The following is a 25,455-nucleotide window of genomic DNA, read 5'->3' on the forward strand; positions in this document are numbered from 1 at the left end:
ATGAACCGCACCGGCGACGTCGAAGCATTGTCGACTCAAGTTAAGGCGGAGGTCTTGGCCGAAGCCCTGCCGTGGCTGAAGCAGTTGCACGGCAAGGTGGTTGTGGTTAAATACAGCGGCAATGCCATGACCGACGACACGCTGCGGCGCGCGTTCGCCGCTGACATGGCGTTTCTGCGCAACTGCGGTATCCATCCGGTCGTTGTGCATGGCGGCGGACCACAGATCACCGCCATGCTACGTCGGCTTGGCATTGAAGGTGACTTCAAGGGTGGCTTCCGGGTCACCACACCGGAAGTGCTCGATGTCGCGCGGATGGTGTTGTTCGGGCAGGTGGGCCGTGAACTGGTCAACCTGATCAACGCGCACGGTCCTTACGCGGTAGGCATCACCGGCGAGGACGCACAACTTTTCACCGCTGGTCGGCGCAGTGTCACTGTCGAAGGTATGGCGACCGACATCGGCCTGGTTGGAGACATCGATCAGGTCAACATTGCCGCGGTGCTCGATCTGATTTCTGCCCGCCGTATTCCAGTGGTGTCGACGCTTGCGCCGGATCGCGACGGCGTGGTGCACAACATCAATGCCGACACCGCTGCAGCGGCTCTAGCCGAAACGTTAGGAGCCGAAAAATTGTTGATGCTCACCGATGTCGAAGGTTTGTACACCCGCTGGCCAGAACGAGATTCGCTGGTCAACGAAATCGACTCTGCCGCACTCGCGCAACTGCTACCTACGCTGGAAGCGGGCATGGTTCCCAAGGTTGAAGCGTGTCTGCGGGCCGTCACCGGCGGCGTGCCCAGCGCGCACGTCATCGACGGGCGAGTCAAACACTGCGTGTTGGTGGAGTTGTTCACCGACGAGGGCACCGGCACCAAGGTGGTGAGCGTATGACGCGCGCCGGTGACGATGCAGAGAAAGGTGATGGGGGAGGAACGGCGCCCATGACCCAGACACAGACCAACACTGCGACTATGCGGCAGCGCTGGGAAACCGTGATGACAAACAACTATGGCACCCCACCGATCGTGCTGGCCAGAGGTAACGGCGCCGTAGTCACCGATGTGGACGACAATACCTACCTGGATCTGCTTAGCGGCATCGCGGTCAATGTGCTCGGCCATTGCCACCCCGCGGTTATCGAAGCCGTCACACATCAGATGGCCACCCTGGGCCACACGTCCAACCTGTATGCCACTGAACCGGGTATCACGCTAGCTGAAGAATTGGTCGCCCTACTGGGTGCTGACACACGAACGCGGGTGTTCTTCTGTAACTCTGGTACTGAAGCCAACGAGCTGGCGTTCAAACTGTCTCGGCTCACGGGCCGCACAAAACTGGTTGCTGCGCAAGCAGCTTTCCACGGCCGGACGATGGGCTCGCTGGCGTTGACCGGGCAACCCGCCAAGCAGGCGGCGTTTGAGCCATTGCCCGGCCATGTCACGCATGTACCCTACGGTCAGGTCGATGCCCTGGCCGCTGTGGTCGACGATGACACCGCTGCCGTGTTCCTGGAGCCGATCATGGGGGAGAGCGGTGTCATCGTCCCTCCTGAGGGCTACCTCGCTGCTGCCCGGGATATAACGACACGGCACGGCGCCTTGCTGGTAATCGACGAGGTGCAGACCGGAATGGGTCGTACTGGTGCCTTTTTCGCTCACCAACACGACGGCATCACCCCGGACGTGGTGACACTGGCCAAGGGCCTCGGCGGCGGACTGCCGATCGGGGCGTTCCTGGCCACCGGGCCGGCGGCGGATTTGTTGACGCTGGGGCTGCACGGCAGCACCTTCGGCGGCAACCCAGTCTGCACCGCGGCGGCACTTGCAGTGCTGCGAGTACTGGCGACCCAGGACCTGGTCCGGCGTGCCGAGGTGTTGGGCGATTCACTACGCAGCGGCATCGAATCTCTCAGGAACCCGCTGATTGACCAGGTACGTGGCCGCGGCTTGCTATTGGGCATTGTGTTGACTGTGCCCCGGGCCAAAGAGATCGAAACAGCCGCGCGCGACGCTGGGTTTTTGGTCAACGCCACAGCACCAGGGGTCATCCGGTTGACCCCGCCGCTGATCATCACCGAATCCCAGATTGACAGCTTCATCACTGCTTTGCCAGGCATTTTGGATGTCACCGTAGCTGAGCTGGGGAAAAGGGCAGGGCAGCGCCGGTGACGATGCAGAAAGAAGCGATGTGGAAGGCGCTTCCCGCTTGCGGGGGAGAGGAGCGGCGCAGTTGACTAGGCATTTTTTGCGTGATGACGATCTGTCGCCGACTGAACAAGCCGACGTTCTGGCGCTCGCTGCAGACCTGAAGAAGGCCCCGTTCAGCCGCCGTCCTCTTGAGGGCCCGCGTGGGGTTGCGGTCATCTTCGACAAGAACTCCACGCGAACTCGGTTCTCATTCGATATAGGTATTGCGCAGCTCGGTGGGCATGCCGTTGTTGTTGACGGGCTCAGCACTCAACTGGGTCGTGACGAGACCTTGCAGGACACGGCAAGGGCGTTGTCCAGCTACGTCGATGCCATCGTCTGGCGGACCTTCGGGCAAGACCGGCTTGATACTGTGGCCGCGACCGCGGCGGTACCGGTGGTCAACGCGCTTTCCGACGAGTTCCATCCGTGCCAAGTGCTGGCCGATCTGCAGACTATCGCCGAGCGCAAGGGCTCATTGAACGGCTTACGACTGTCCTACTTCGGCGATGGGGCCAACAACATGGCTCATTCGTTGATGCTCGGTGCGGTCACCGCAGGTATCCACGTCACCGTCGCGGCCCCAGTAGGTTTTACACCAGATCCGTCGGTACTGGCTGCGGCTAGGAAGCGTGCGGAGACGACTGGCGCGTCGGTGACCGTTACTGTCGACGCGGACGCGGCCGCTGCGGGCGCCGATGTTTTGGTCACCGACACCTGGACGTCGATGGGACAGGAGAACGACGGGTTGGACCGAGTCAAGTCGTTTTGGCCGTTCCAGATCAATGCTCGACTCATGGGATTGGCAGACTCTGAAGCTATTGTGCTGCACTGCCTTCCGGCTCACCGCGGTGACGAGATCACCGACGAGGTGATGGACGGACCGACCAGCGCGGTCTGGGATGAGGCCGAAAACCGGCTGCACGCGCAGAAAGCACTGTTGGTGTGGCTGCTGGAACGGTAACGATGACCCACGGCGCTTCGAAGACCACACACGAGACCACTCGGGCGGGGCGACAGGCTCGCATTGTGGCGATCTTGTCGTCGGCATCGGTGCGCAGTCAAAGCGAATTGGCGACGCTACTCGCCGATGACGGCATCGATGTCACCCAGGCCACGCTGTCACGAGATCTCGAGGAGCTCGGCGCTGTGAAACTGCGCGGTGCAGATGGTGGCGTTGGGGTCTATGTTGTTCCCGAAGATGGCAGCCCGGTGCGTGGCGTGTCCGGAGGTACCGGGCGACTGTCCCGGCTGCTAAGCGAGCTGCTGGTATCCGCCGACTCCAGTGCGAACCTCGCCGTGCTGCGCACTCCACCTGGCGCCGCAGACTACCTGGCCAGCGCGATTGACCGTGCAGCACTACCGTACGTGGTCGGTACCGTCGCTGGTGACGACACCGTCTTCGTGGCCGCCCGTGAGCCGATGACTGGCTCCGAGTTGGCCACTGTTCTCGAAAGCCTGAAATAGATAAGGGAGTTGGTTGATGCCAGACCGCATTATCTTGGCGTATTCGGGGGGGCTGGATACCTCGGTGGCGATCCACTGGATCGGTAAAGAGACCAGCCGTGAGGTCGTGGCAGTGTTGATTGATCTCGGCCAGGGCGGCGAGGACATGGAGGTCGTACGTCAACGGGCGTTGGACTGTGGCGCCGTTGAGGCTATAGTTGTGGATGCCCGTGACGAGTTCGCTGAGGGCTATTGCTTGCCCACTGTCTTGAACAACGCACTGTACATGGATCGGTACCCGTTGGTGTCTGCGATCAGCAGGCCGCTGATCGTCAAGCACGTGGTCGCTGCCGCGCGTGCGCACGGTGGCGGCATCGTCGCTCACGGTTGCACCGGCAAGGGTAACGACCAAGTCCGATTCGAAGTCGGATTCGCCTCGCTGGCACCGGATCTCGAAGTATTGGCGCCGGTACGCGACTACGCATGGACACGAGAGAAGGCGATCGCGTTCGCCGAAGAGAACGCCATCCCCATCAATGTCACCAAACGTTCACCGTTCTCGATTGACCAGAATGTGTGGGGCCGCGCAGTGGAAACCGGCTTCCTGGAACACCTGTGGAACGCGCCTACCAAAGACGTCTACTCCTACACTGACGACCCCACCGTCAATTGGAACACGCCCGACGAGGTGATCGTCGGGTTCGAGCACGGAGTGCCGGTGTCTATTGACGGCAATCCGGTGTCAATGCTGGGCGCCATCGAGGCACTTAACCGACGCGCTGGTGCGCAGGGCGTCGGGCGTCTCGACGTTGTCGAAGACCGGCTGGTAGGCATCAAGAGCCGTGAGATCTACGAGGCGCCCGGAGCGATGGTTCTCATCACCGCGCACGCCGAGCTCGAGCACGTCACGCTCGAGCGCGAGTTGGGACGCTTCAAGCGTCAGACCGATCGACGCTGGGCCGAACTGGTGTATGATGGATTGTGGTATTCGCCGCTGAAAGCCGCACTGGAAAGTTTTGTCGCAGCTACGCAACAACACGTTACCGGTGAAGTCCGAATGGTGTTGCATGGCGGCCATATTGCGGTGAATGGACGGCGCAGTGCCGAATCCCTATACAATTTTAATTTGGCCACCTACGACGAAGGGGATACCTTCGATCAGTCTTCTGCTCGTGGCTTCGTCTACGTGTACGGGTTACCGTCGAAGCTCGCAGCAAGTAGGGACTTGCGGTGAGGTACGAGTGTGAATTGAGCACCCCGACAGGGCGTCGCCAGATCCACATTTGGGGTGGAGCGACAGGCCAATGAGTACCAAGCAGGGTTCATTGTGGGGCGGGCGGTTCGCCGCCGGCCCTTCGGAAGCTCTGGTCGCTCTGAGCAAGTCGACCCACTTCGACTGGGTGCTGGCTCCCTATGACATCATCGCGTCCCGGGCGCACGCGAAAATGTTATTCCGAGCCGGATTGCTCAATGAAGAGCAGCGCGACGGGTTGTTAGCGGGGTTGGACAACCTCGCTGAGGACGTTGCCGACGGCAGTTTCCTGCCTCTGGTCACCGATGAGGACGTGCACGCCGTGTTGGAACGCGGGCTGATCGATCGGGTCGGCCCCGACTTAGGCGGCCGGCTGCGAGCCGGCCGGTCGCGCAACGATCAGGTGGCCACGCTGTTCCGGATGTGGCTACGCGACGCGGTGCGGCGAGTCGCTGCCGGCGCGCTCGAGGTCGTCGATGCGCTGGCCCACCAGGCAGCCGAGCACCCGAGCGCCATCATGCCTGGTAAGACCCACCTGCAGTCTGCCCAGCCGATCCTGTTGGCACACCATTTGTTAGCGCATGCGCATCCGTTGCTGCGTGATGTGGGCCGGATTGTCGATTTCGACAAGCGGGCCGCGGTGTCCCCATACGGTTCGGGAGCACTGGCTGGCTCGTCGTTAGGCTTGGATCCGGATGCGATGGCCCAGGACCTGGGGTTCGCGGCCGCAGCCGACAATTCCGTCGACGCGACCGCCGCCCGCGATTTTGCAGCCGAGGCAGCGTTCGTCTTCGCCATGATCGCCGTCGACTTGTCGCGGCTCGCCGAAGACATTATTTTGTGGAGTTCGATCGAATTCGGCTATGCCACGTTACATGATTCGTGGTCTACTGGCAGCTCGATCATGCCGCAGAAAAAGAATCCGGACATCGCTGAACTAGCTCGCGGCAAGTCTGGGCGACTGATCGGAAACTTGGCTGGGTTGCTGGCGACACTGAAAGCTCAACCGCTCGCCTACAACCGCGACCTGCAAGAAGACAAGGAGCCAGTGTTCGATTCGGTGGCCCAGCTGGAGCTGGTGTTGCCGGCGATGGCTGGTCTGGTAGCCAGTTTGACTTTCAATGTCGAGCGGATGGCTGCCTTAGCTCCTGCTGGCTATACACTGGCCACCGACATCGCTGAATGGCTTGTGCGCCAAGGTGTTCCCTTCCGGTCCGCACATCAGGTCGCGGGTACCGCGGTGCGGGTGGCTGAGGATCGCGGCGTCGGACTTGAAGAGCTGACTGACGACGAACTGGCTGCTATCAGCGCCAATCTGACGCCGCAGGTTCGCGAGGTGCTAACGATCGAGGGCTCGGTGTCGTCGCGAGCGGCCCGTGGTGGCACCGCACCTAGTCAAGCAGCCAAGCAACTGACTGTGGTCCGCGCGAGCGCAAACCGGTTGCGCCAGCTCTTAATGCGCTAGAGCTGCATCCTCGGCCAGGAAAATAATGGCCAGCGCATGTTTATCAAGGAAACCGACAGACGTGCTATTGCGATCGCAAATATAATCCGGCTCATTGTGGTGGTTCAGCGGTGATGATCGGCAAAGTTTCTGGTGAGTTGTCGGGAAGACGGCGATGTTGCTTGTATCGTGGCACTGTACAGGCTGGCAGTAGCAACTGACGATTGGGCGAGTATCGGATCAGTAATAAACGCTGCTAGCCTGGCGACGGTTACTGCCATAACGGGGATGTTGGCGCTTGCTGCTGACGAGATGTCGGCAACAACAGCGTCGCTGTTTGCCGAATCCGCCTTGATACATCAAGCGGTGAGTGTGCAGGCAGCGACGTTTCATAACCAGTTCGTGTGCGCTATTAGCTGCCAGTGGAGGGGGCGCGGTATGCGGCCCACGAAGGCCGCCAATGCCTTGCCGTTGTAGGAAGCGCCCAACCTAGTTAACGTGCCAACCTAGGAGCTGTTAAGTCGTTCACTCATCGGCGATGGCGGGAAACGACGGTACGAATGGCTTCGGCGACATTGCCGAGCAGGTGTTTGGAAAGCCCGGCGCGCAAGGGGGCGTCCAGCTAGGCTTGAGTGACACGCCGGCCGACTGTTGCCGGTTAAAGTGTGAGGTTTCGGCATCGTGAGATCACTATTCTGCGTGAGCAGCTGATCTGCCACTGTTTGCCGAGTAGGTCTAGGCAGGCTGCGAGTTTCAGCTCTAAGCGATCGGGTCAAACCGTTCTTCCTGGGTTTTTGTGACCGAAGAGGTGGGACCATGAGCGTCATCTCAGGTGTTTTCGGTGCGTTGTCCCCATACCGCTATTCGCAGCGAGAGTGCACAGCATTGTTCCTCAACATAACGGATTTCGCGGGTTACAAAGATATAGTTCGGCAGCTACTACACGCCAGCACGGAGGTGAATAGTCGTCACCTGCCCGTGCCGCTAGAGAGGTATCCGAGGCTGACCGATTTCGGCGCGGCAAAACAGATTATCGTCGGGCATGCCGTGGATCTTGCCTGAGAGAAGCTACTTGCTGGCACGCTTGACGATGTGAGTCTGCAACCACAGAACACCAACGTGATAGTGAAGGCAACGGTTACCGGTCTCGCGGTCCCGTTCTTGGATGCAAAGGGCGTCGGATGCCGTCGCGGTCCTCATCGCGATCGAGTTTTGTTCACTCACCTACTCGGGGGTACAAGTCATCTCTGGCAGGTCTAGTCGGCAGTGCGTTCTTTGCTAACGGAGGTAGTCACGGTCGGAGAGCGCCGCCCAGAACAGATTGGCGCCGGCAGGTCGGACATTGTTGCTTCGCACCAGCTATAGCCTGGAGGTTGATTATGGTGACGGGTCCCGGATTCTGTTTTGTTCTGTAGCGCATTTTCTAAGGAAATGGCGGCATGGGACGACGAAAGTTTTGGTGGCGAGTGGCGGAGTCGAGGTTATTCGACCTCCGTCTTGAACTAGATTAGCTTAGCTGTTAGCTTGAACGGCACGAAAGGTCAGTTCCGATGAACAGCAATCAAGAAGAGCTCGTCAGAACCGTCTAAGAGCATTCAAGGAAAACGAGCGGCTCAAACGTAGAGAACCCGCGAGTACCTAGCTATCTAGAACGCTGAGCCGGTGGCAATAGTGGGATGGGTTGCCCGTATCCGAGTGTGGTGGACTCACCCGACAGGTTGTGGGAGGTGGTCACTGCGAGTCGCGACGTCGTGTCCGACTTCCCGGTCGATCACAGCTGGGCTTTGATGTAACTAATTAGCGCGGATCCCGGCACTATAGGATTAAGTCATATACTCACTGCGGCGAGTTCTGGACGGATGTTGCTGATTTCGACAACACGTTTTTTGGCGTTGCGCCGAGCGAAATGCTGGATTCTCAGCAGCGGTTGATGCTGGAGGGATCGTTGGAAACCTTTGGAGCACAAGGAAATTGACTTTAATTTCTTGCAGGGGTCAGCGACGGAAGTGTTAACCGGTGTGTTTCCTGGTTCCTACGGAGAGCAGAACAGGGCGCCCGGAGAATTGGAGTGCTACCGACTGCGTAGTTCAACGTTGAGTATGGCGTCCGGGGCGGGTGGCGTATGTATTGGGTTTAGAAGGCCCGGCGGTGTAGGCGGATACGGCATGTTCGTCGTCGTTGGTGGCGTTACATTTGGCGGTGCAGTTGTTGCGGTCGAGGGAGTGTGATTCGGTGATGCCCCCGCGGCATTCATCGCGCCGCCGGCGGGACCGCACGGTTGGGGCATCCGGTGGTGCGGGGCTCGGCGGTTAATCAGGTGATGGTGCCTCCAACGAATTGGTGATACCGAATGGTTCGTCGCAGCAGCGAGGTATTCGGGTGGCGTTGGCTAGTTGCGGGGTTTGAGTGCAGCGAATGCGGATGTTATGGAGGGATATGGGAATAGGCTACTACCTACGTTAGAAGATCCATTTGAGGAGCAAGCTCGTTGAGCTCCTTCTGGGCGAGATCGGCCGTTCTGGTTGGAGTCGATCAAATCAATATCGGTCATACGTCGGTGGCGGAAGCGGTGGCCGGGGTTTATTAAGACTATGTAGGCGAGACGGCATGTGGATTGACTGTCGGGGGCGGTGTCGGTGCTGACTAAATCTCGATCGTGGCCGTTTGAAGGTCGGCCGCGGCAGCCTGAGGTGTCGTCGTTTTGTATTAGCGGCACGAATACGCATGTGATTCTGGAACTGGGCTTCCGCCACACACGTCACGGCGACATAATGAGCAAGCGTTGACAACCACCCGCCGCTTGCGCACTTCACACGTGGTTGAGATGTCACACAAAACGGTGACATCTCAACACACTATGTACACTGCCATCAAGGATTGAGCTGGCGCCATGGAGGATGCGGCTCTTCCTTTCCTTCGGTGTGCGAGTCACCACGCACTCGTCCGGATAGGTATGTAGTGTAGTGTCGCGCTACAAGATGACGAAGGTGGGCTAGTCACTTTGCCTAGGCGGTTTGGCAGCTTTACATCGGAATGGAGCGACACAATACGTAATGACACGAACGATCCGCACTACGTTCGGGGCCCCCGTTGGTTACCGATAAGGGCGGCCGGAACCAAGCTAGCGAGCAACGGTCGGCTATTGCGTCGAAGTATCTTACTGTGTGCGGCCATCGCGATGCTGACCTGTGCGTCAACTGCTGAGGCCGAGCCGATGCCGCCGAATAACCCGTTTGCAGCCAGTCGCGATGCACTGTGGAAAATTGTGCACGACCATTGCGAACTCGGCTATCAACGTACCGGCACTTACGCTCCTTGCACATTGGTCGATAAACGGAGCGGAACGGCTTTGTTTAAAGCAAGCTATGATCCGAACCAATACCTCCTACTCCCGCTTGATCGTGTCACGGGAATTGAGGATCCTGCCTTGCAGGAGTTCGCGAGCCCCAACTACCTTTACAACGCGTGGGCCGCTCGAGCCTTCGTCAGTTCGCGCCTAGATAACTCACTGCCAGAGCCTGACATATTCCTCGCAATCAACCCGAAGAACGCACGTACACAGGATCAGCTACATATCCACATATCATGTGTGTCACCGGCGACAGCGGAGGTCCTTAAGCAAGTTAATTCGGATGACTACGTTGACTGGAGGCCACTCTCTTTTACTCTACATGCTCACACTTACCAAGCACTAGCGGTTAACAGGAACACGTTCGAGTCCAAGAGCCTGTTCCGGGACGTCCACAAGAAGGTAACTGCTGACGGCAATACGATGGATCACGCGTCGGTTGCGGTTGCAAACATCGCACCGGACCAATTCTTGCTGCTCGTGGCCGAGGGAACAGAAGACCAGCCTATCGCAGCCGAAGAGCTCCAGGACCACAACTGCTCCATCGTTAGACAGGACAGTTAGACATGGAGGGCCGAGGGTAGAGTACGCGCCGTCCGTTTTGCATAGTACAAAACATATGGCCTGAGGACGAAAAGCATTACCGGTTTGTTGATAAACCAGCTCCCGAGAACCACCACCTGAACTAAGTCAGCCGCCTAAGCATGCACCAGGATCCAGGCACCTTTTAGCATTCGGCCGATCATGACAAGGCAGGAGGAGATAAGAAAGAGCGGAAGATATTGCCCCACAAGCCTATTGACCCGATTCATCTACCCTCGAACATCCTGCCACCCCATGCTGCGAAGTTTATCGGACCTGCCCAGAGGAGTCTTCTTTCGCGCAAGACTTAACGGGGCGTATAGTTCGAGGAGCTCGCGTCGTCGCGGCCAGCTCGGCTCAACGCCACTTGATGCCACACCCGATCGACGGCCTCTGGTCGGGGTCTACCGGCCGTCTTGCGAGCACTGCGTCGACTGCCGCTCGGACGTCAGCCGCCGTCACTGGGAGGTTATTGCTAGGGCGGGAGTCGTCGAGCTGGCCCCGGTAAACAAGTCGACGCTCGCTATCGAAGACGAATGTATCGGGCGTACAGGCCGCGGCGAAGGCGCGGGCCACATCCTGGGTCTCGTCGTAGAGGTACGGAAAGGTCCAGCCGTGGCGACGGGCCTCGGTGACCATCTGATCGGGTCCGTCCTGCGGGTAAGTGATCACGTCATTGCTGGAGATACCGACGATCGCGACGTCTTGATCGGCAAGGTCCCGACCGAGAGTAGCAAGCCCAGCAGCGACGTGCTGAACGTATGGACAGTGGTTACAGATAAACGTGACGACAAGCGCCTGACCCTTGAGCTCGTCGAGACTGATCATGGCGCCGGAGGCTGGTTCGAGCAGTATGAACGACGGCGCTGGAGTGCCGAGGGCGGGCATGGTGGACTCGATGGCCATACTTGCCAGAGTAGCTCCACAAGCTGGACTTCCTCGATTCGTCGAGCGCGGCTATGAAGTTCTAAACCGCGTACGCGGGAGTCCAGGCTACCCAAGTTGGTATACAGCTCTTCACAAGCCTTTTCCCAGCTTCATCTGTTCTTTGTGTTTGCGCGCTTTGAATACTTCATACCGACGGCACCGTCACCGCAAAGAAAAAGGGAAGCGCAGATGCCTTCACCGCGCTGGCTTTACTGACCTAGCCCCGTGTGGGGGCCAAGCGCTGCCCTCACGATGAGCTACGGCGATTGTGGGCGATTGTGGTTGCTGGACAAAAAGCACTGATGGACACATGCATCGACCAGATGCACAACCTTGACTTTGCTTGGCCTTTGGCCGACGACCCCAAATCATCGTGATGGAGCACCAAATCTGCGTTAATCGCATGGCTGACAAAACGTCAGAAGCGATTCCCTAGGACATGCACAGTACCTTGGGCTTGACAAGCATCACGCTCGCCGGATGTGTCATCCATGGTCGGTGCCGTAGAATCAGACTACTGCTTGGATGAGTTGATACTAGAGCTACCGGTTTCCTAGGCGACAGGCTTAAGCGGAGCTTAACCCAAGGGTGATAAATTATTTGATAGTGGCGAGTACCCGTTACTAAGGAACGCGGTCTCAATTACCGGTAACACGTCAGTAAGTACACCGGACTTCTACGCTTCCCAAATACGAAAGGGAAGTACCAGTGGGCATCACGGTTCCGTCAAGTCTGACCTGGATTGCTACCAGGACACTTTGTGACGTGACTCAGGTTGATCAATCCGTCATACGCAATGTAAAGATTAGCGAGGGAGAGTAGGGGGTCCGGCTGTGCTCGTCGGTTGGTCCTACTGCAAATACCTTGTCAGTGTGCTCGACGCCTCCTTGGCCGGAGCTTCTTAGGCCCACAAAACTTTGTCCACAAATGAAATCCACAAATGAAATGAAGTCACGACGAACTCTTACTATTACTATATTTGTTGTCACGGTGGGCTCAACATAGTGCTGGGCAAGCTCACCGGGTCCGGTCTGTTCTACCTAACTGCCAGCCGTAATCGACGATAGACCCCGCGACCTCGTCAAGCTGTAAGCTAAAGTGCCATAATTGCTGCCACTGAAGGACAGTGCGATACAGCGTGCGGCTGCCAACCGATTTGTCTCATCGATGAAGTCCCGGCGAACATAGGTAAACTTTAATCGGTTGCCCGGTGTGGTCACGCGTAAACTTTTCCATGCCCGCCGGACACCGTCTTCGGTAGGGTACTCGGGTCACGTCTTCAGAGATGAAAAACGCTCGGTACTCAGGGAGATAGATAGCTGTGCTCGGCCAACGAGGTTAGCAAGTCGTCATGTTCGAAGTCCAATGCGATCAAACGAACTGACAGCAGTAGCGTGCCCAGCACGCGGTGGACCGTCTTGGCTGTCCTGGCGACGTTGACCGGCAGGTTTACCACGAAGCCCGGGATGCGGACATGCCGCGTCAACCGGTAAGCGCGGGTGTCCAAGCCGGCGCCGAGGCTGGCAACCGCGTCGATATCTGTATCTCCATGTTGGAGCTTGTTGCCGATGAGACGTTTACAGCAGGCCAGATTCAGATTGGCCCACAGCCTGGGACCCGACCCTTCCGATGAGCTGATCAATAGGTTATGGAACACGTCCGATCGGGTAGCAGCATCGGAGAGCCATCGCAGTGGCTTCGGCACAAACAGGTCCGCGAGGTCGTCGTCAACCAGGTGGTTTATTATGTTCGACGGCTACCTATATCATCGGGCCAAGAGCCTGCCAAGAACCTTCTGTGTCGCGAGTTTCACCCCCCCTTCCGGGGGTCCTACCGCCTATTTGCAAAGCCCGCATTGACCAACAGGGTGACGCCGGTGACATAGTGAGTCTGATCGAACATCAGCTATGCTGCTGCATTGGCGATGTTGTCGGGCTGCAGGATTTGCATGGGAAGCGCGTTGCTCATATCTGACAACGAACCAAACTCGGTGGCTATGGTGGCAAGCCACTGTCGTGGACTCATTGCTGATCATCGGGGTGTAGACACCGGAAGGATACGCCGAGTTAACCCACATGTTTGCTGTGCAAGCTGATTGGCTTACAGTCGAATCAACCTGACCATCCCGTGCTTGGCGGTGGTGTAGCGATAGCGCCGGCATCGGCGCTGCCTATCCGCCACAGTCTTGCGGACAAACTGATCAACACGATCGATCCGCTGGTGTGCCCTGTTCGATCATGGTCGGTATCGCGACTTATACGGTTTGGAAGACGCCGGTGAGGTTGACGTCGATGACATTGCGCCAACCTCAGCACCTGTCTGCAGGGGAGTGACGCAGGCATTGGTGACGACGATGTCAAGCTGGACGAACTCATTTAGACCTGCTTGCACTGCGGCAGACAGCGACACGCGATCGCGGGCGTCGCTTTGTTTGGCCACGATGCGTGCGCCGGCGTCCTTGACGAACTTGATCGTGGCCGCGAGATCTTCAGCGATGCCCAACGGGTAGAGTGCGTTGGCGATCTGATCGCACACGGTGGCGGCAATGTGCGCCCCGCCGAGTTCGATTCGAACCGCGTGCGCACGGCCTTGGCCACGCGCCGCCCTGGTAATGAGTACGACTGCCTGTCGAGCGGACCCGTCATGGGCCGTCCAAGAGCCGGTCGCTCACCGGCGTAGCTGTCCTTTGCTCGGATTCCCCGCGAAAATGGCCTGCGGCATTTTGATATCTGTTGCTCTGGCCAGGTGTTTGCAAGCCGCGGTAACCATCGTGGTTATCGCGGGAACGTTGCTATGTGTCTGGAGCGCTCCAGCATTGGCCCAGTGTTTGACAAACATGTAAGGTTTCGTCAGTGTGGTGCAGTCCATAGAGCTGGCAGCCTTGTTCGCCGTGCACATCTTTGCGGGCACGGGGTGAGGGTAGTCGCGGACGGTGTCTATCGACTCAGGCTTAAACGTGAGGCTGGCGACGACAACGGGCATTTTGTGGTCTCCTGACACTCTGCGGACGGCGGAGTGACTTTTGTCTGTCATCCGTTCGTCATTTTACCCACGCATGCTGACAATCGACTTGGATGCTCGGGAAGCAGCAGAGTGTTGCCAGTGTGGCGGGTAGTACAGATGATGGAGTTGCGACTAGGCTCGTTGTTATGGCTAGTAAGACCGTTGTCCGCTCCGGCAACCGAACGAGCAGGTTAAAGGCCACCTCGCGTGGTGTATCCCAAAGCCGACGGTCAGTACCGCTTCGCCCCAGAGGGAACAGGTCCGCCGAACGACGTAATCAGTCGCTGCTCCTGGCTACGGGGTTGACCTGCGGCCGGGCCATGCGCGCGACCTGGCTGATGGCGGCCAAGGGCGTCGGTAGTGCGGCACGCTCAATCGGGCGGGCTCGCGATATCGAGCCTGGACATCGCCGCGATGGAATCGCACTAGCTCTGCTGGGTCTTGCTGTCGTCGTCGCCGCCAGCTCATGGTTCGACGCTGCCCGGCCGATCGGTGCGTGGGTGGACGCCGTGTTGCGGATGTTCATCGGCTCGGCTGTCGTCGTGCTCCCGCTGGTCATCGCTGCCGTGGCAGTGGTGTTGATGCGAACTCAACCCCATCCTGACACGCGGCCCAGGCTGATCTTAGGCGTGACCTTGATTGCTCTCTCGTTTCTCGGCTTACGGCACCTGTGGTCGGGTTCTCCGGAAACCCCCGAGGTGCGGAGGGGTGCCGCAGGTTTCCTGGGGTTTGCCATCGGGGGACCGCTGTCGGACGGGTTGACAGCCTGGATCGCTGCGCCATTGTTGTTTATTGGAGCGCTATTCGGCCTGTTGCTTCTGACCGGAACCACGATCCGCGAGGTGCCCGAAATGCTGCGCGGCATGTTCGGTACCGGGCTTTTCCAACGTGACTATGACAATCAATACGATGCCGAGTATCGATACGACGACATTCCGGGCGCCCCGCCAGAAGACGTTTCCGATTACTACGACGGCTCTTTAGCCAGGGATTTCGACGCTGAACAGGAGGCGCAGGGGTGGCCGGCGACCGAACTCGCCGAGGTTTCGTTGCAGGACGACGTTCCCACCACTACGGAGTCTGCCGTGCAAGCTGGCACCGCCAAGGGTCACCGTCGTAACCCCCGATCCGCGGAGGAACACCAGACCCAGGCGCTGGATCGAGTCATCGCAGGTTCCTATACGTTGCCGTCCATGAGCTTGCTGGTGGCCGGCGATCCGCCCAAGAAACGTAGCGCTGCCAATAACCACATGGCCAGTGCGATCGATGCGGTTCTCACCCAGTTCAAGGTCGATGCGGCCGTCACCGGCTGCACCCGAGGACCGACTGTCACCCGCTACGAGGTGGAGCTAGGTCCTGGTGTCAAGGTGGAGAAGATTACCGCGCTGCAGAAGAACATCGCCTATGCGGTAGCCACTGAAAGCGTCCGCATGTTGGCCCCGATCCCCGGTAAGTCCGCTGTCGGCATCGAGGTACCTAACACCGATCGCGAAGCGGTGCGGTTGGCCGATGTGCTCACCGCACCCTCGACGCGTCGTGACCACCATGCGCTGGTAATCGGGTTGGGCAAGGACATTGAAGGGAACTTCATCTCGGCCAACCTGGCCAAAATGCCGCACCTGTTGGTCGCGGGCTCCACCGGATCGGGTAAGTCGAGCTTCGTCAACTCCATGTTGGTGTCGCTGCTGACCCGGTCCACTCCGGAAGAGGTCAAGATGATCCTGATCGACCCGAAGATGGTGGAACTGACGCCGTATGAAGGCATTCCGCACTTGATCACCCCGATCATCACGCAGCCGAAGAAGGCGGCAGCCGCACTGGTGTGGCTGGTCGAAGAAATGGAGCAGCGTTACCAGGATATGCAGGCGTCGAGGGTACGCCACATCGACGTGTTCAACGAGAAGGTGCGGTCCGGAGAGGTCACGGCTCCACTGGGTAGCCAGCGGGTCTACCGTCCTTATCCCTACATTTTGGCTATTGTCGATGAGCTGGCCGACTTGATGATGACTGCGCCACGTGACATCGAGGACGCCATCGTGCGGATCACGCAGAAGGCCCGCGCCGCGGGGATCCACCTGGTGTTGGCCACCCAGCGCCCGTCGGTCGACGTGGTCACCGGGCTCATCAAGACTAACGTGCCGTCCCGGCTGGCGTTTGCGACCTCGTCTCTCACCGACAGCCGGGTGATTCTGGATCAAGCGGGTGCGGAAAAGCTGATCGGCATGGGTGACGGTCTGTTCCTGCCGATGGGTGCGAACAAGCCGGTCCGGTTGCAGGGTGCGTTCGTCACCGACGAGGAGATCCACGCCGTCGTCATGGCCTGCAAAGACCAGGCTGAACCCGAATACACCGAAGGGGTCACCACCGCTAAGATCGCCGGTGAACGCACTGACGTCGACTCCGATATCGGCGATGACATGGATGTGTTCTTGCAAGCCGTGGAGTTGGTGGTATCTAGCCAGTTCGGGTCCACTTCGATGCTGCAGCGCAAACTGCGGGTGGGTTTCGCCAAAGCCGGCCGGTTGATGGATTTGATGGAGACCCGAAGCATCGTGGGACCCAGCGAAGGATCCAAGGCCCGTGAGGTGTTGGTGAAGCCAGACGAGCTGGCAGCCACGTTGGCGCTGATTCGACGCTGATTTGAGGCGGTGCCGACGCCGATGGGTTTGATAAATAATAGTTTACAAGATCACAGCACCAGCAACATGCGGGAATTGCCCAGTGTATTCGGTTTTACATAGCTTAGGTCCAGGAATTCGGCGACCCCGATGTCGTATGATCGGCACATCTCTTCGAACACCTCGGCCGTTACCGGGGTGCCCTCTATCTCAGTGAACCCGTGTTGGCTGAAGAACTCGGTTTCGAAGGTCAACACGAATAACCGCTCCAATTGCAGCTCGCGAGCGACTTCGAGTAGTTGATTCACGATTGTGCTGCCGACACCGTGGCCGGTCATGGTGGGGTCGACGGCGACGGTACGGATTTCGCCGAGGTCGGACCACAACACGTGCAGCGCGCCGCAGCCGACCACTTTGCCCGGCATGTCGGGGTGTTCGGCCACCCAGAATTCCTGCACGGCTTCATAGAGCGTCACGAGGTTTTTTTCCAGCAGGATTTTTCCTGCATAGGTGTCGACGAGTTGTTTGATCGCCGGGATATCGGAGGTTCGTGCGCGCCGGACCACCGGCAGGCAATTATGTGAATTTTTAGTCACGGTTAACAGTATCGACTTCAGGGACGCACGAGCTTGTCAACCGTTATTCTGTTTGCTGTGTTGGGGCAGCCTAAAGCGGGTTCGATGGTATACTGGACCCGTCTAACCAACCTCGCCAATATCCTGACTGGCTTGCGGCTGGTGTTGGTCCCCATTTTTTTGGTCGCCTTGTTCGCTGGGAATGGCCACGAAATCGTCGGGCGGGTAGCGGCTTTTGTGATCTTCACGGTTGCCTGCGTTACCGATCGGTTGGACGGCTTGCTGGCCCGCCGTTACGGCATGGCGACCGAATTCGGCGCGTTCGTCGATCCGATAGCGGACAAGACTTTGATCGGGGCAGCGCTGATCGGACTGTCGCTGCTTAGTGACCTGCCGTGGTGGATCACGGTGCTGATAATGACTCGCGAGCTTGGGGTGACTTTGTTGCGGTTGGCTGTTATTCACCGCGGGGTCATTCCGGCAAGTTGGGGTGGCAAACTCAAGACCGTGATTCAAGCAGTAGCGATCGATCTGTTCTTGCTGCCTTTGACGCAGCTGTCGGGGCCGTTCCACCTGGCAGCATCGGTGGTGATGGCCGCCGCGATCGTGCTTACGGTGGTCACGGGTGTCGACTACGTGGCTGGGGCAATCCGGGCTGTTCGGGGAGTTCACCAGACAGCCAGCTGATCGCGGGAGCCGTAGCATGGCCATCTGCGTTCATCTAGTGACTGCCCGGACGAGAGAGTGATGGCGTCATTATTGCATGAGATTATTGGGTGACGTTTTGTGCCGGGTCAGGACCGCACAGGGTCGCACGCTGCGTGAGATGTTTGGATTCCGCGTGCGCGAAGCCTCGGTCATCTATATCGGAAGGTTGAGTGATATTGGAGGTTGAGCGCGCCCGCAAGGAGCTTTTCAGTAAGTTGCTCAACGCGATTTGCGACGCTTTGGAGATGCTGTTGTCAGAGCTGCTTATCGACGTCGGCGAACGAATGGCGCATACGGTACGTGCAGCTTAGACCGCACCAACAGCCTGGACCGCACTAGGTAGCTGTGCCAAGCGGCGTCACCATCGGCGTCAGAACCAAGGTCGTTATTCCCCAGGTGGGGTTGTTACGGTGGCGCGAATGCGGCCAATGTGCCGGTCCGTAGGATCGGAGTTGCCCAGGGTGGGGAGATCCGCGCTGAACCGATAAATTGATCGTCAGGAGAAGCGCGGGGTCCATCCGGCACAAAAGAAACGAAGGCGGAGCTAAGTCATGGCCAATCCGTTCGTGAAAGCGTGGAAGTACATTATGGCGCTGTTCAATGCCAAGCTCGACGAGCATGCAGACCCCAAGGTGCAGATTCAGCAGGCCATTGAGGAAGCACAGCGCACCTACCAGGCGCTGACCCAACAGGCTGCGCAGGTGATCGGCAACCAGCGGCAACTAGAGATGCGGCTCAACAGGCAGCTGGCGGACATCGAAAAGCTTCAGGTAAACGTGCGCCAGGCGCTGACGTTAGTGGACCAGGCCACTGCTACCGGGGACGCATCTAAGGCTGCTGAGTACAATAACGCCGCCGAGGTGTTCGCGGCTCAACTGGTGGCCGCCGAACAGAGCGTCGAGGACCTCAAGACGTTGCACGACCAGGCGCTTCGAGCGGCGGCTCAAGCCAAAAAGGCTGTCGAACAGAACGCGATAGTGCTGCAGCAAAAAATCGCGGAGCGCACAAAACTGCTAAGCCAACTCGAGCAGGCGAAGATGCAGGAGCAGGTTAGCGCTTCGCTGCGGTCGATGGGTGAGATCGCGGTGCCCGGCGATACCCCGACGCTCGACGAGGTTCGGGAAAAGATCGAACGTCGGTACGTCAACGCACTCGGTGCGGCTGAGTTGGCACAAGGTTCCGTGCCGGGTTGCATGATCGAGATCGAACAGGCCGGTGTGCAGATGGCCGGCCATTTGCGGCTAGAGCAGATCCGCGCGTCGATGCGCAACCAAGCTTTGCTGACAGGCGGTACAGTTGCGTTTCCCGGAGGTACACCGGCTAGTATCGTGGCCAACCACGCTAGCGACGTGCACGTTGCCGACAAACCTCTCGGTCGGTAGGCAACGCAGGCGGTTTGAGATTGTGCCGAGGTGACCCGTGAACGGAGGCCAACGTGCGCAATGGCGCGCGTTGTTGGTGCGGCGTGGACTGGACATCGCCACCGATTTGTTCGAATTGGTCGCCCAAAAGACTAGTGTCGTGTTGGATCCGCGTGCTCGCTTGCTTCGTCGTCGCCGCCGCGCGCTGCGGTGGGGCTTGATCTTCGGTTTCGGATGCCTGTTTTGGGGCGTGGTGACTGTGTTCCTGGCAGCCTGGGGTTGGTTCGCGTTGCTGCTGCAGATCACCGGTTTCATCGCGGTTTTGCAGGCCGTTCCTGCGACGTTGCTGCTGCTTCGCTACCGCTGGCTGCGGTTGGAGCCGTTGCCGGCACGGCGGCCCACCGGAGTTCGTCGGTTACTGCCACCCGGCTAGGTTGCTCGACCTTCGATGTCGGAGCTGGGCGTCTCCTGAATCTGGTTTTTTTCGTTGTTGGGTGTGATGGAGCGGGGCGGGATATTGCCTGCGGTCGAAATGCTTGATTCGATCCCCGCAGCTAACAAAACCTTAGTGGCAATGGAGGCCACTGTTCCCAGGTGGTGTCGATAGAGCGGGTGGTGCGCTATTCTTGAGTTATCGGTGTTTTCTCTGATCCCCACCAAAAATAAATAATAAATTACTAAATAATTACTGCGTTTACTGCACAGTTGAGCGCCGGTTTCCGTAAGTACAATGAAATGGTCACCTTCGCAGCCAAATTTGTTTCTTCGGCGAGCAGTGCCGGTGGTTCCGGGGCAGGGTCGGCATCGGGTTCGCAGCGGCTCTACCGTGAGAAGCTGGCCGGCGCTGCTGATTGTCTGGCCGGTTGGGCGCAGGCGTTCGACGAATTCGGCGGAATGCCGCAACGTTAGACAGGTTTAGTCCTTGGGGCGCGGGTTGTAGCGCTCGATGTATGGCCTGGTGGATATGGACGTCGCACTTGTGCGTGAGTTCGTCGACGGACTTGGGGTCCAGGTTTTGCACGTTCAGCATGTAATGTCGCCATGTGTTGTTCTGAGTGCATGCGAGAAGTAAACGAACGGGATGAGGATCGGCAACGGCATGCTTAAGTGGACGTCGAGCGTCTTTTGGAGCAACTAGAACGGTGTGAGTGTCAGCGCAGCCAGGACCGTGACGCGGACCATCATTTAGGCGGCAGCACCCTTGCCGGCCGGATCGTTGCATACCTAGTCTCGCATCGAGTCGGGCAATCCCCATAAACAGTGATAGTGAACGTATTACAGCGCGTTGGGCTTCGTGTGGGTGGGCTTGTCGCTCAATTGTTAGAACGCTGCTTTTAGCGACGGGATCCCCAGCGCAACCAGGCCTCGCACGGTTGCCTTGAACAAGTCGAAGAAATCAAAGGAGTGACGCCACAACGTGATTCGTCCACTGCGCACTTCGAAAGCACCACAAACCCAGAATTGAATCCGTAGCGGGCCGACGATCACCGTGTCGGCGCGTTCACAGAGCACCGCGTCGCCACCGGCGGCAATTTGGTGAATCTTTATCTCGAATCCGATACGGCCCTCCATCTTACGCCACAGTGTGATCGTTCTGCTACGGCCATGGATTGTTGGCAGTCCGACGTTCTGATAGATGGGGTTGTCGTCCAACGTTGTGTACGCGGTTTCGTAATCCTCGTCCTGCAGGGCGGCCAAGAAAACCTCGACCGTGCGCATGTTCTCAACCTTAACACTTTGGACAGATACCTCGGTCAAGCTCAGACATGCCTGCCAGCTGAGGAGAAACATGGCAGTAACGGTGCTGTGGCATGGTAGGCTAAATGCGTATAGCCGTGGTTGCCGGGCCAGATCCGGGGCACTCTTTTCCCGCGATCGCACTGTGTCAACGTTTCGCCGAAGCGGGGGACACGCCCACTTTGTTCACCGGAGTGGAGTGCGTCGACATTGCTCGGGCCGCCGGCATTGAGACAGTCCTGTTAGATGGGCTCGTGGCCGCTGATGACGATGACGATGCCGGGGCCAGGATCCACCGGCGTGCAGCGCAGATGGCTGTGCTTAACGTGCCAGCGCTGCGTGACTTGGCACCTGACCTGATAATATCCGACGTCATCACCGCGGCCGGTGGTATGGCTGCTGAGCTGCTGGGGATCCCATGGATTGAACTCAACCCGCATCCGTTGTACCTGCCGTCCAAGGGTTTGCCGCCGATAGGCAGCGGATTGGCGTCCGGTGTCGGCATTCGCGGCCGGATGCGAGATGCCACCATGCGGGCACTTACCGCACGGTCTTGGCGTGCCGGCCTGCGAGAGCGGGCGACGGTCCGGGTGCAGATCGGATTGTCGGCCTGCGATCCAGGGCCGCTACGACGGCTGATCGCCACGCTGCCCGCGTTGGAGGTCCCTCGTCCAGACTGGCCGGTTGAGGCCGTGGTAGTGGGTCCGTTGCACTTCGAGCCGACCGATCGGGTGTTGCAGATCCCTTCCGGCTCCGGACCTGTGGTGGTCGTGGCACCGTCTACGGCGTTGACTGGGGCTTCGGGCGTGGCGCAGACTGCCTTGGACGCGCTAGTGCCCGGTGACACGTTGCCATCGGGGTCGCGCGTAGTGGTGTCTCGGCTGAACGGTGCCGATTTGACGGTGCCGCCCTGGGCGATAGCTGGGTTGGTACACCAGGCGAAGCTGTTGACGCATGCCGACGTGGTGATCTGCGGTGGCGGTCACGGGATGGTCGCCAAAACGCTATTGGCCGGGGTGCCGTTGGTGGTGGTTCCTGGTGGCGGGGATCAATGGGAGATAGCCAATCGGGTGGTGCGGCAGGGCAGTGCGCAGTTGATTCGGCCGTTGACCGCTGCGGCATTGTTAGCTGCGGTTAATAAGGTGCTGTCGTCGCCGGACTATCGCGAGGCCGCACAACGAGCCGCTGTCAGCATCGCTGGGGTCGCAGATCCGGTTCGAGTATGCCACGAAGCGCTAGCGCTCGCTGGGTAACTGTTTGGGTAAGTTGGCCGCTGTGCGGTTGACGGAATTCCACGAGCGAGTCGTACTGCGATTCGGCGCTGCATACGGCGCGTCTGTGTTGGTCGATCACGTGCTGACTGGCTTCGGCGGTTGTACCGCTGCCCAGGCGATCGAAGACGGTGTTGAGCCTCGCGATGTCTGGCGGGCATTGTGTGTCGACTTCGACGTGCCCAGCGATCAGTGGTGATTTCGTGGATTGCTGGGACGGCGTGTCGAAACTTCAATCGAACAATCGTTCGGATACTGTGGTGTTTATTCGGCGATGTCGGCTTGTCGGTGGCCCTCTCTAGTGTCACGGCTAACCGACCGGTATCCGGTCACCGACTACAGGAGAAGTAACATGGCACAAGTACTCGACCGTGAGAAAGCTCTCGAGCTGGCAATGGCCCAGATCGAGAAAAACTACGGTAAAGGTTCAGTGATGCGTCTCGGTGACGAGATGTGTCAGCCAATCTCGGTAATTCCGACCGGCTCCATCGCACTGGATGTGGCTCTGGGTATCGGCGGTCTGCCACGTGGTCGGATCGTGGAAATCTACGGCCCGGAGTCCTCGGGTAAAACTACTGTTGCACTACACGCGGTGGCCAATGCCCAGGCGGCCGGCGGTGTCGCAGCGTTCATCGACGCCGAGCACGCGCTGGAACCGGAGTACGCCAAGAAGCTCGGCGTTGACACCGATTCCCTGCTGGTCAGTCAACCTGACACCGGTGAACAAGCCCTCGAGATCGCTGACATGCTGATCCGTTCTGGCGCGCTCGACATTGTGGTCATCGACTCGGTTGCTGCGCTAGTGCCGCGCGCGGAACTCGAAGGTGAGATGGGGGACAGCCATGTCGGACTGCAAGCTCGGCTGATGAGTCAGGCACTGCGGAAAATGACTGGTGCGCTGAGTAATTCGGGAACTACAGCGATCTTCATCAACCAGTTACGCGAGAAGATTGGGGTGATGTTCGGGTGCATGAATTACTCGGCCCGGGTGACTCTTGCGGACGGTTCCACCGAAAAGATCGGGAAGATCGTCAACAACAAAATGGACGTCGAAGTGCTGTCTTACGACCCGGTAACCGACCGGATTGTGCCGCGCAAGGTAGTGAACTGGTTCAATAACGGGCCAGCTGAACAGTTCCTCCAGTTTATTGTTGAGAAGTCTGGTAGTAAAGGCAGGTCACAGTTTGCTGTGACGCCCAATCACCTCATTCGCACACCTGGCGGCTGGACAGAAGCTGGTAACATTACTGCCGGTGATCGGGTGCTTGCCGTCGAACCACACATGCTGAGCGATCAGCAGTTCCAAGTGGTGTTGGGCTCACTTATGGGTGACGGGCACCTCTCGCCCAATTTTTGCGATCGCAACGGTGCCCGGTTCCGGTTTGGACACAGTTGCAAGCAGTTGGAATATCTGCAGTGGAAGACGGCACTAATGGGCAACATTCGGCATACGGTGCGGGAGAACGCCATGGGTGCGAGCTTTGTCGACTTCACCCCATTGCCAGAGCTCGTTGAGCTACAGCGCGCGGTCTATCTCGGGGACGGCAAGAAGTTCTTCTCCGAAGAGTATCTCAAGGCGCTGACGCCGTTGGCTCTGGCTATTTGGTATATGGACGACGGTTCACGCACAGTGCGTTCCAAGGGGGTGAAGGAATGTACCGCCACTGGCAGCGGGCGGATTGAGATCTGTGTCGATGCCATGACCGAAGGCACACGTGCACGGTTGCGCGATTATCTGTGCGACACACACGGCTTCGATGTGCGCTTGCGAGACGTTGGTGCGGCCGGTAAGGCTGTGCTGGTGTTTGCCACTGCGGCCACTGCGAAGTTCCAGGCATTGGTCGCTCCATACGTGGCGCCTTCCATGGAGTACAAGTTGTTGCCGCGGTTCCGTGGTCGAGGGAGCGTGACGCCGCAGTTCGTCGAACCCATGCAGCAGTTGGTGCCGGCCCGCGTTCTCGATGCTTATGTCAAACTGTCTACCCGATCAATGAATCGGTTCGATATCGAGGTTGAGGGCAATCACAACTACTTCGTTGACGGAGTTATGGTGCACAATTCTCCCGAAACCACCACGGGTGGAAAGGCGTTGAAATTCTATGCGTCGGTGCGCATGGACGTGCGTCGGATTGAGACCCTTAAGGACGGTACCGATGCGGTCGGCAGCCGAACCCGGGTCAAGATCGTCAAAAACAAGGTGTCGCCACCTTTCAAGCAGGCTGAGTTCGACATTCTGTACGGCAAGGGCATTAGCAGGGAGGGCTCGCTGATTGATATGGGCGTGGACCAGGGCTTTGTCCGCAAGTCCGGGTCTTGGTTCACTTATGAGGGCGAACAGCTTGGACAAGGCAAGGAGAATGCGCGCAACTTCTTGTTGGAGAACGCCGATGTGGCCAATGAAATCGAGAAGAAGATTAAGGAGAGACTTGGCATTGGCGCGATCGTGACCGATGATGACATCCTGCCCACCCCCGTCGATTTCTGATCGCGAAGAGCAGGCACGGATATTGTGCCTGCGCCTACTCACTGCGAGATCGCGAACGCGAGCTGAGCTATTCGGCCAGCTGACGAAACGCGGATACGCCGATGACGTTAGCGACCGGGTATTAGATCGGCTGGCTGCTGTTGGTTTGGTGGATGACACTGACTTTGCTGAACAGTGGGTGCGGTCTCGTCGGGTGAACGCGGGAAAGAGCAGGCGTGCGTTGGCTGCTGACTTGCACGCCAAGGGTGTAGACAATGACGTTATTGCCACGGTGCTGACTGGGATCGACCCCGCTGCCGAGCGGGAGCGAGCTGAGCAGCTGGTGCGTATCAGACTGCGGCGAGAGGTCCTTGGCGCGGATGACGCACGGGTGAGTCGCCGACTGATGGCGATGCTGGCCCGCCGTGGATACAGCCAGACCACCGCATGCGAAGTGGTTGTAGCCGAGCTTGTTGCCGAACAGAAACGGCGTCGGGTTTAATAAGCTGCTGGTTAATCCGGTGGGCTC

Annotated in this window: 19 protein-coding genes and 7 pseudogenes; 19 read left to right on the forward strand and 7 right to left on the reverse strand. The window is 58.7% G+C overall.

What is annotated here, in order from left to right; translation table 11 throughout:
- The 10 genes and pseudogenes from argB (at nt 1) to MLPF_RS09220 (ending at nt 10,264) form a co-directional block, all read left to right on the forward strand.
- Nucleotides 1–894, forward strand: a complete 894-nt coding sequence (gene argB / locus MLPF_RS09180; protein ID WP_045843132.1) for an acetylglutamate kinase — start codon at nt 1–3, stop codon at nt 892–894.
- A gap of 50 nt (nt 895–944) precedes the next feature.
- Nucleotides 945–2,171 (forward strand): acetylornithine transaminase, encoded by a 1,227-nt coding sequence (locus tag MLPF_RS09185; RefSeq protein WP_045843140.1) that lies wholly within the window; start codon nt 945–947, stop codon nt 2,169–2,171.
- Between the two features lie 61 nt (nt 2,172–2,232).
- Nucleotides 2,233–3,153, forward strand: coding sequence for an ornithine carbamoyltransferase (gene argF / locus MLPF_RS09190; protein WP_045843141.1), 921 nt, complete (start codon nt 2,233–2,235; stop codon nt 3,151–3,153).
- A gap of 2 nt (nt 3,154–3,155) precedes the next feature.
- Nucleotides 3,156–3,656, forward strand: a complete 501-nt coding sequence (locus MLPF_RS09195) for an arginine repressor (RefSeq protein WP_045843133.1) — start codon at nt 3,156–3,158, stop codon at nt 3,654–3,656.
- Between the two features lie 16 nt (nt 3,657–3,672).
- On the forward strand, nt 3,673–4,869 hold the full coding sequence (locus MLPF_RS09200) for an argininosuccinate synthase (RefSeq protein WP_045843134.1): 1,197 nt from the start codon (nt 3,673–3,675) through the stop codon (nt 4,867–4,869).
- 70 nt (nt 4,870–4,939) lie between these two features.
- Nucleotides 4,940–6,352, forward strand: coding sequence for an argininosuccinate lyase (gene argH / locus MLPF_RS09205; RefSeq protein WP_045843135.1), 1,413 nt, complete (start codon nt 4,940–4,942; stop codon nt 6,350–6,352).
- Nucleotides 6,353–6,520: 168 nt separating this feature from the next.
- Nucleotides 6,521–6,808, forward strand: a complete 288-nt coding sequence (locus tag MLPF_RS17530) for a PE family protein (protein ID WP_050039115.1) — start codon at nt 6,521–6,523, stop codon at nt 6,806–6,808.
- 339 nt (nt 6,809–7,147) lie between these two features.
- Nucleotides 7,148–7,393: a beta-ketoacyl-[acyl-carrier-protein] synthase family protein gene (locus tag MLPF_RS17535; RefSeq protein WP_052696446.1), complete on the forward strand. Its 246-nt coding sequence runs from the start codon at nt 7,148–7,150 to the stop codon at nt 7,391–7,393.
- A 488-nt stretch (nt 7,394–7,881) separates the two neighbouring features.
- A pseudogene (locus MLPF_RS09215) lies at nt 7,882–9,033 on the forward strand (beta-ketoacyl synthase N-terminal-like domain-containing protein); the annotation flags it as partial.
- A gap of 440 nt (nt 9,034–9,473) precedes the next feature.
- A pseudogene (locus MLPF_RS09220) lies at nt 9,474–10,264 on the forward strand (CDP-diacylglycerol diphosphatase).
- A gap of 355 nt (nt 10,265–10,619) precedes the next feature.
- Here the strand turns inward: MLPF_RS09220 and MLPF_RS09225 are convergent.
- From MLPF_RS09225 to MLPF_RS09240, 4 genes and pseudogenes are all read right to left on the reverse strand, one after another.
- The gene (locus tag MLPF_RS09225) at nt 10,620–11,168 is read right to left on the reverse strand and encodes a thioredoxin family protein (RefSeq protein WP_045843136.1); all 549 of its coding nucleotides are present in this window, start codon (nt 11,166–11,168) and stop codon (nt 10,620–10,622) included.
- Between the two features lie 1,010 nt (nt 11,169–12,178).
- A pseudogene (locus tag MLPF_RS09230) lies at nt 12,179–12,924 on the reverse strand (SAM-dependent methyltransferase); the annotation flags it as partial.
- Nucleotides 12,925–13,019: 95 nt separating this feature from the next.
- Nucleotides 13,020–13,802, reverse strand: a pseudogene (locus MLPF_RS09235) (SDR family mycofactocin-dependent oxidoreductase).
- Between the two features lie 54 nt (nt 13,803–13,856).
- Nucleotides 13,857–14,171, reverse strand: a pseudogene (locus tag MLPF_RS09240) (putative quinol monooxygenase).
- 92 nt (nt 14,172–14,263) lie between these two features.
- Between MLPF_RS09240 and MLPF_RS09245 the strand changes: the two are divergent.
- The gene (locus MLPF_RS09245; protein WP_236684920.1) at nt 14,264–16,831 is read left to right on the forward strand and encodes an FtsK/SpoIIIE family DNA translocase; all 2,568 of its coding nucleotides are present in this window, start codon (nt 14,264–14,266) and stop codon (nt 16,829–16,831) included.
- Nucleotides 16,832–16,881: 50 nt separating this feature from the next.
- Here the strand turns inward: MLPF_RS09245 and MLPF_RS09250 are convergent, their stop codons facing one another.
- Nucleotides 16,882–17,406, reverse strand: coding sequence for an amino-acid N-acetyltransferase (locus tag MLPF_RS09250; protein WP_045842820.1), 525 nt, complete (start codon nt 17,404–17,406; stop codon nt 16,882–16,884).
- A gap of 84 nt (nt 17,407–17,490) precedes the next feature.
- On the opposite strand from MLPF_RS09250, the gene pgsA reads away from it, so the two are divergent.
- The 4 genes and pseudogenes from pgsA to pspM all read left to right on the forward strand — a co-directional run bounded on the left by pgsA (nt 17,491) and on the right by pspM (nt 20,363).
- On the forward strand, nt 17,491–18,072 hold the full coding sequence (gene pgsA, locus MLPF_RS09255) for a CDP-diacylglycerol--glycerol-3-phosphate 3-phosphatidyltransferase (protein ID WP_045842823.1): 582 nt from the start codon (nt 17,491–17,493) through the stop codon (nt 18,070–18,072).
- Nucleotides 18,073–18,263: 191 nt separating this feature from the next.
- The gene (locus tag MLPF_RS09260) at nt 18,264–18,404 is read left to right on the forward strand and encodes a hypothetical protein (RefSeq protein ID WP_236684922.1); all 141 of its coding nucleotides are present in this window, start codon (nt 18,264–18,266) and stop codon (nt 18,402–18,404) included.
- A gap of 240 nt (nt 18,405–18,644) precedes the next feature.
- Entirely contained in the window at nt 18,645–19,475 is an 831-nt protein-coding gene (gene pspA, locus MLPF_RS09265) for a phage shock protein PspA (RefSeq protein ID WP_045842821.1), read from the forward strand.
- A 37-nt stretch (nt 19,476–19,512) separates the two neighbouring features.
- Nucleotides 19,513–20,363, forward strand: a pseudogene (gene pspM / locus MLPF_RS09270) (phage shock envelope stress response protein PspM).
- A 6-nt stretch (nt 20,364–20,369) separates the two neighbouring features.
- On the opposite strand, the pseudogene MLPF_RS09275 reads toward pspM, so the two are convergent.
- Both MLPF_RS09275 and MLPF_RS09280 read right to left on the reverse strand, forming a co-directional pair.
- Nucleotides 20,370–20,690: pseudogene (locus MLPF_RS09275) on the reverse strand (DUF5313 family protein).
- Nucleotides 20,691–20,774: 84 nt separating this feature from the next.
- Nucleotides 20,775–21,173, reverse strand: coding sequence for a limonene-1,2-epoxide hydrolase family protein (locus MLPF_RS09280; protein WP_420329587.1), 399 nt, complete (start codon nt 21,171–21,173; stop codon nt 20,775–20,777).
- Nucleotides 21,174–21,277: 104 nt separating this feature from the next.
- Between MLPF_RS09280 and MLPF_RS09285 the strand changes: the two genes are divergently transcribed.
- The 4 genes from MLPF_RS09285 to recX all read left to right on the forward strand — a co-directional run bounded on the left by MLPF_RS09285 (nt 21,278) and on the right by recX (nt 25,428).
- Nucleotides 21,278–22,444, forward strand: coding sequence for a glycosyltransferase (locus MLPF_RS09285; protein WP_045842825.1), 1,167 nt, complete (start codon nt 21,278–21,280; stop codon nt 22,442–22,444).
- Nucleotides 22,445–22,466: 22 nt separating this feature from the next.
- A complete protein-coding gene (locus MLPF_RS09290) occupies nt 22,467–22,661 on the forward strand; it encodes a DUF3046 domain-containing protein (RefSeq protein ID WP_045842843.1) in 195 nt (64 codons plus the stop codon).
- A gap of 153 nt (nt 22,662–22,814) precedes the next feature.
- Nucleotides 22,815–24,947 carry an intein-containing recombinase RecA gene (recA, locus tag MLPF_RS09295; protein WP_045842826.1) on the forward strand — a complete coding sequence of 711 codons (2,133 nt, stop codon included), beginning with the start codon at nt 22,815–22,817 and terminating at the stop codon, nt 24,945–24,947.
- Nucleotides 24,913–25,428 (forward strand): recombination regulator RecX, encoded by a 516-nt coding sequence (recX, locus tag MLPF_RS09300; protein ID WP_045842827.1) that lies wholly within the window; start codon nt 24,913–24,915, stop codon nt 25,426–25,428. Before recA ends, recX begins: the two co-directional genes overlap by 35 nt.
- Nucleotides 25,429–25,455 lie beyond the last annotated feature (27 nt).

The organism is Mycobacterium lepromatosis (assembly GCF_000975265.2).
Lineage (GTDB): Bacteria > Actinomycetota > Actinomycetes > Mycobacteriales > Mycobacteriaceae > Mycobacterium > Mycobacterium lepromatosis.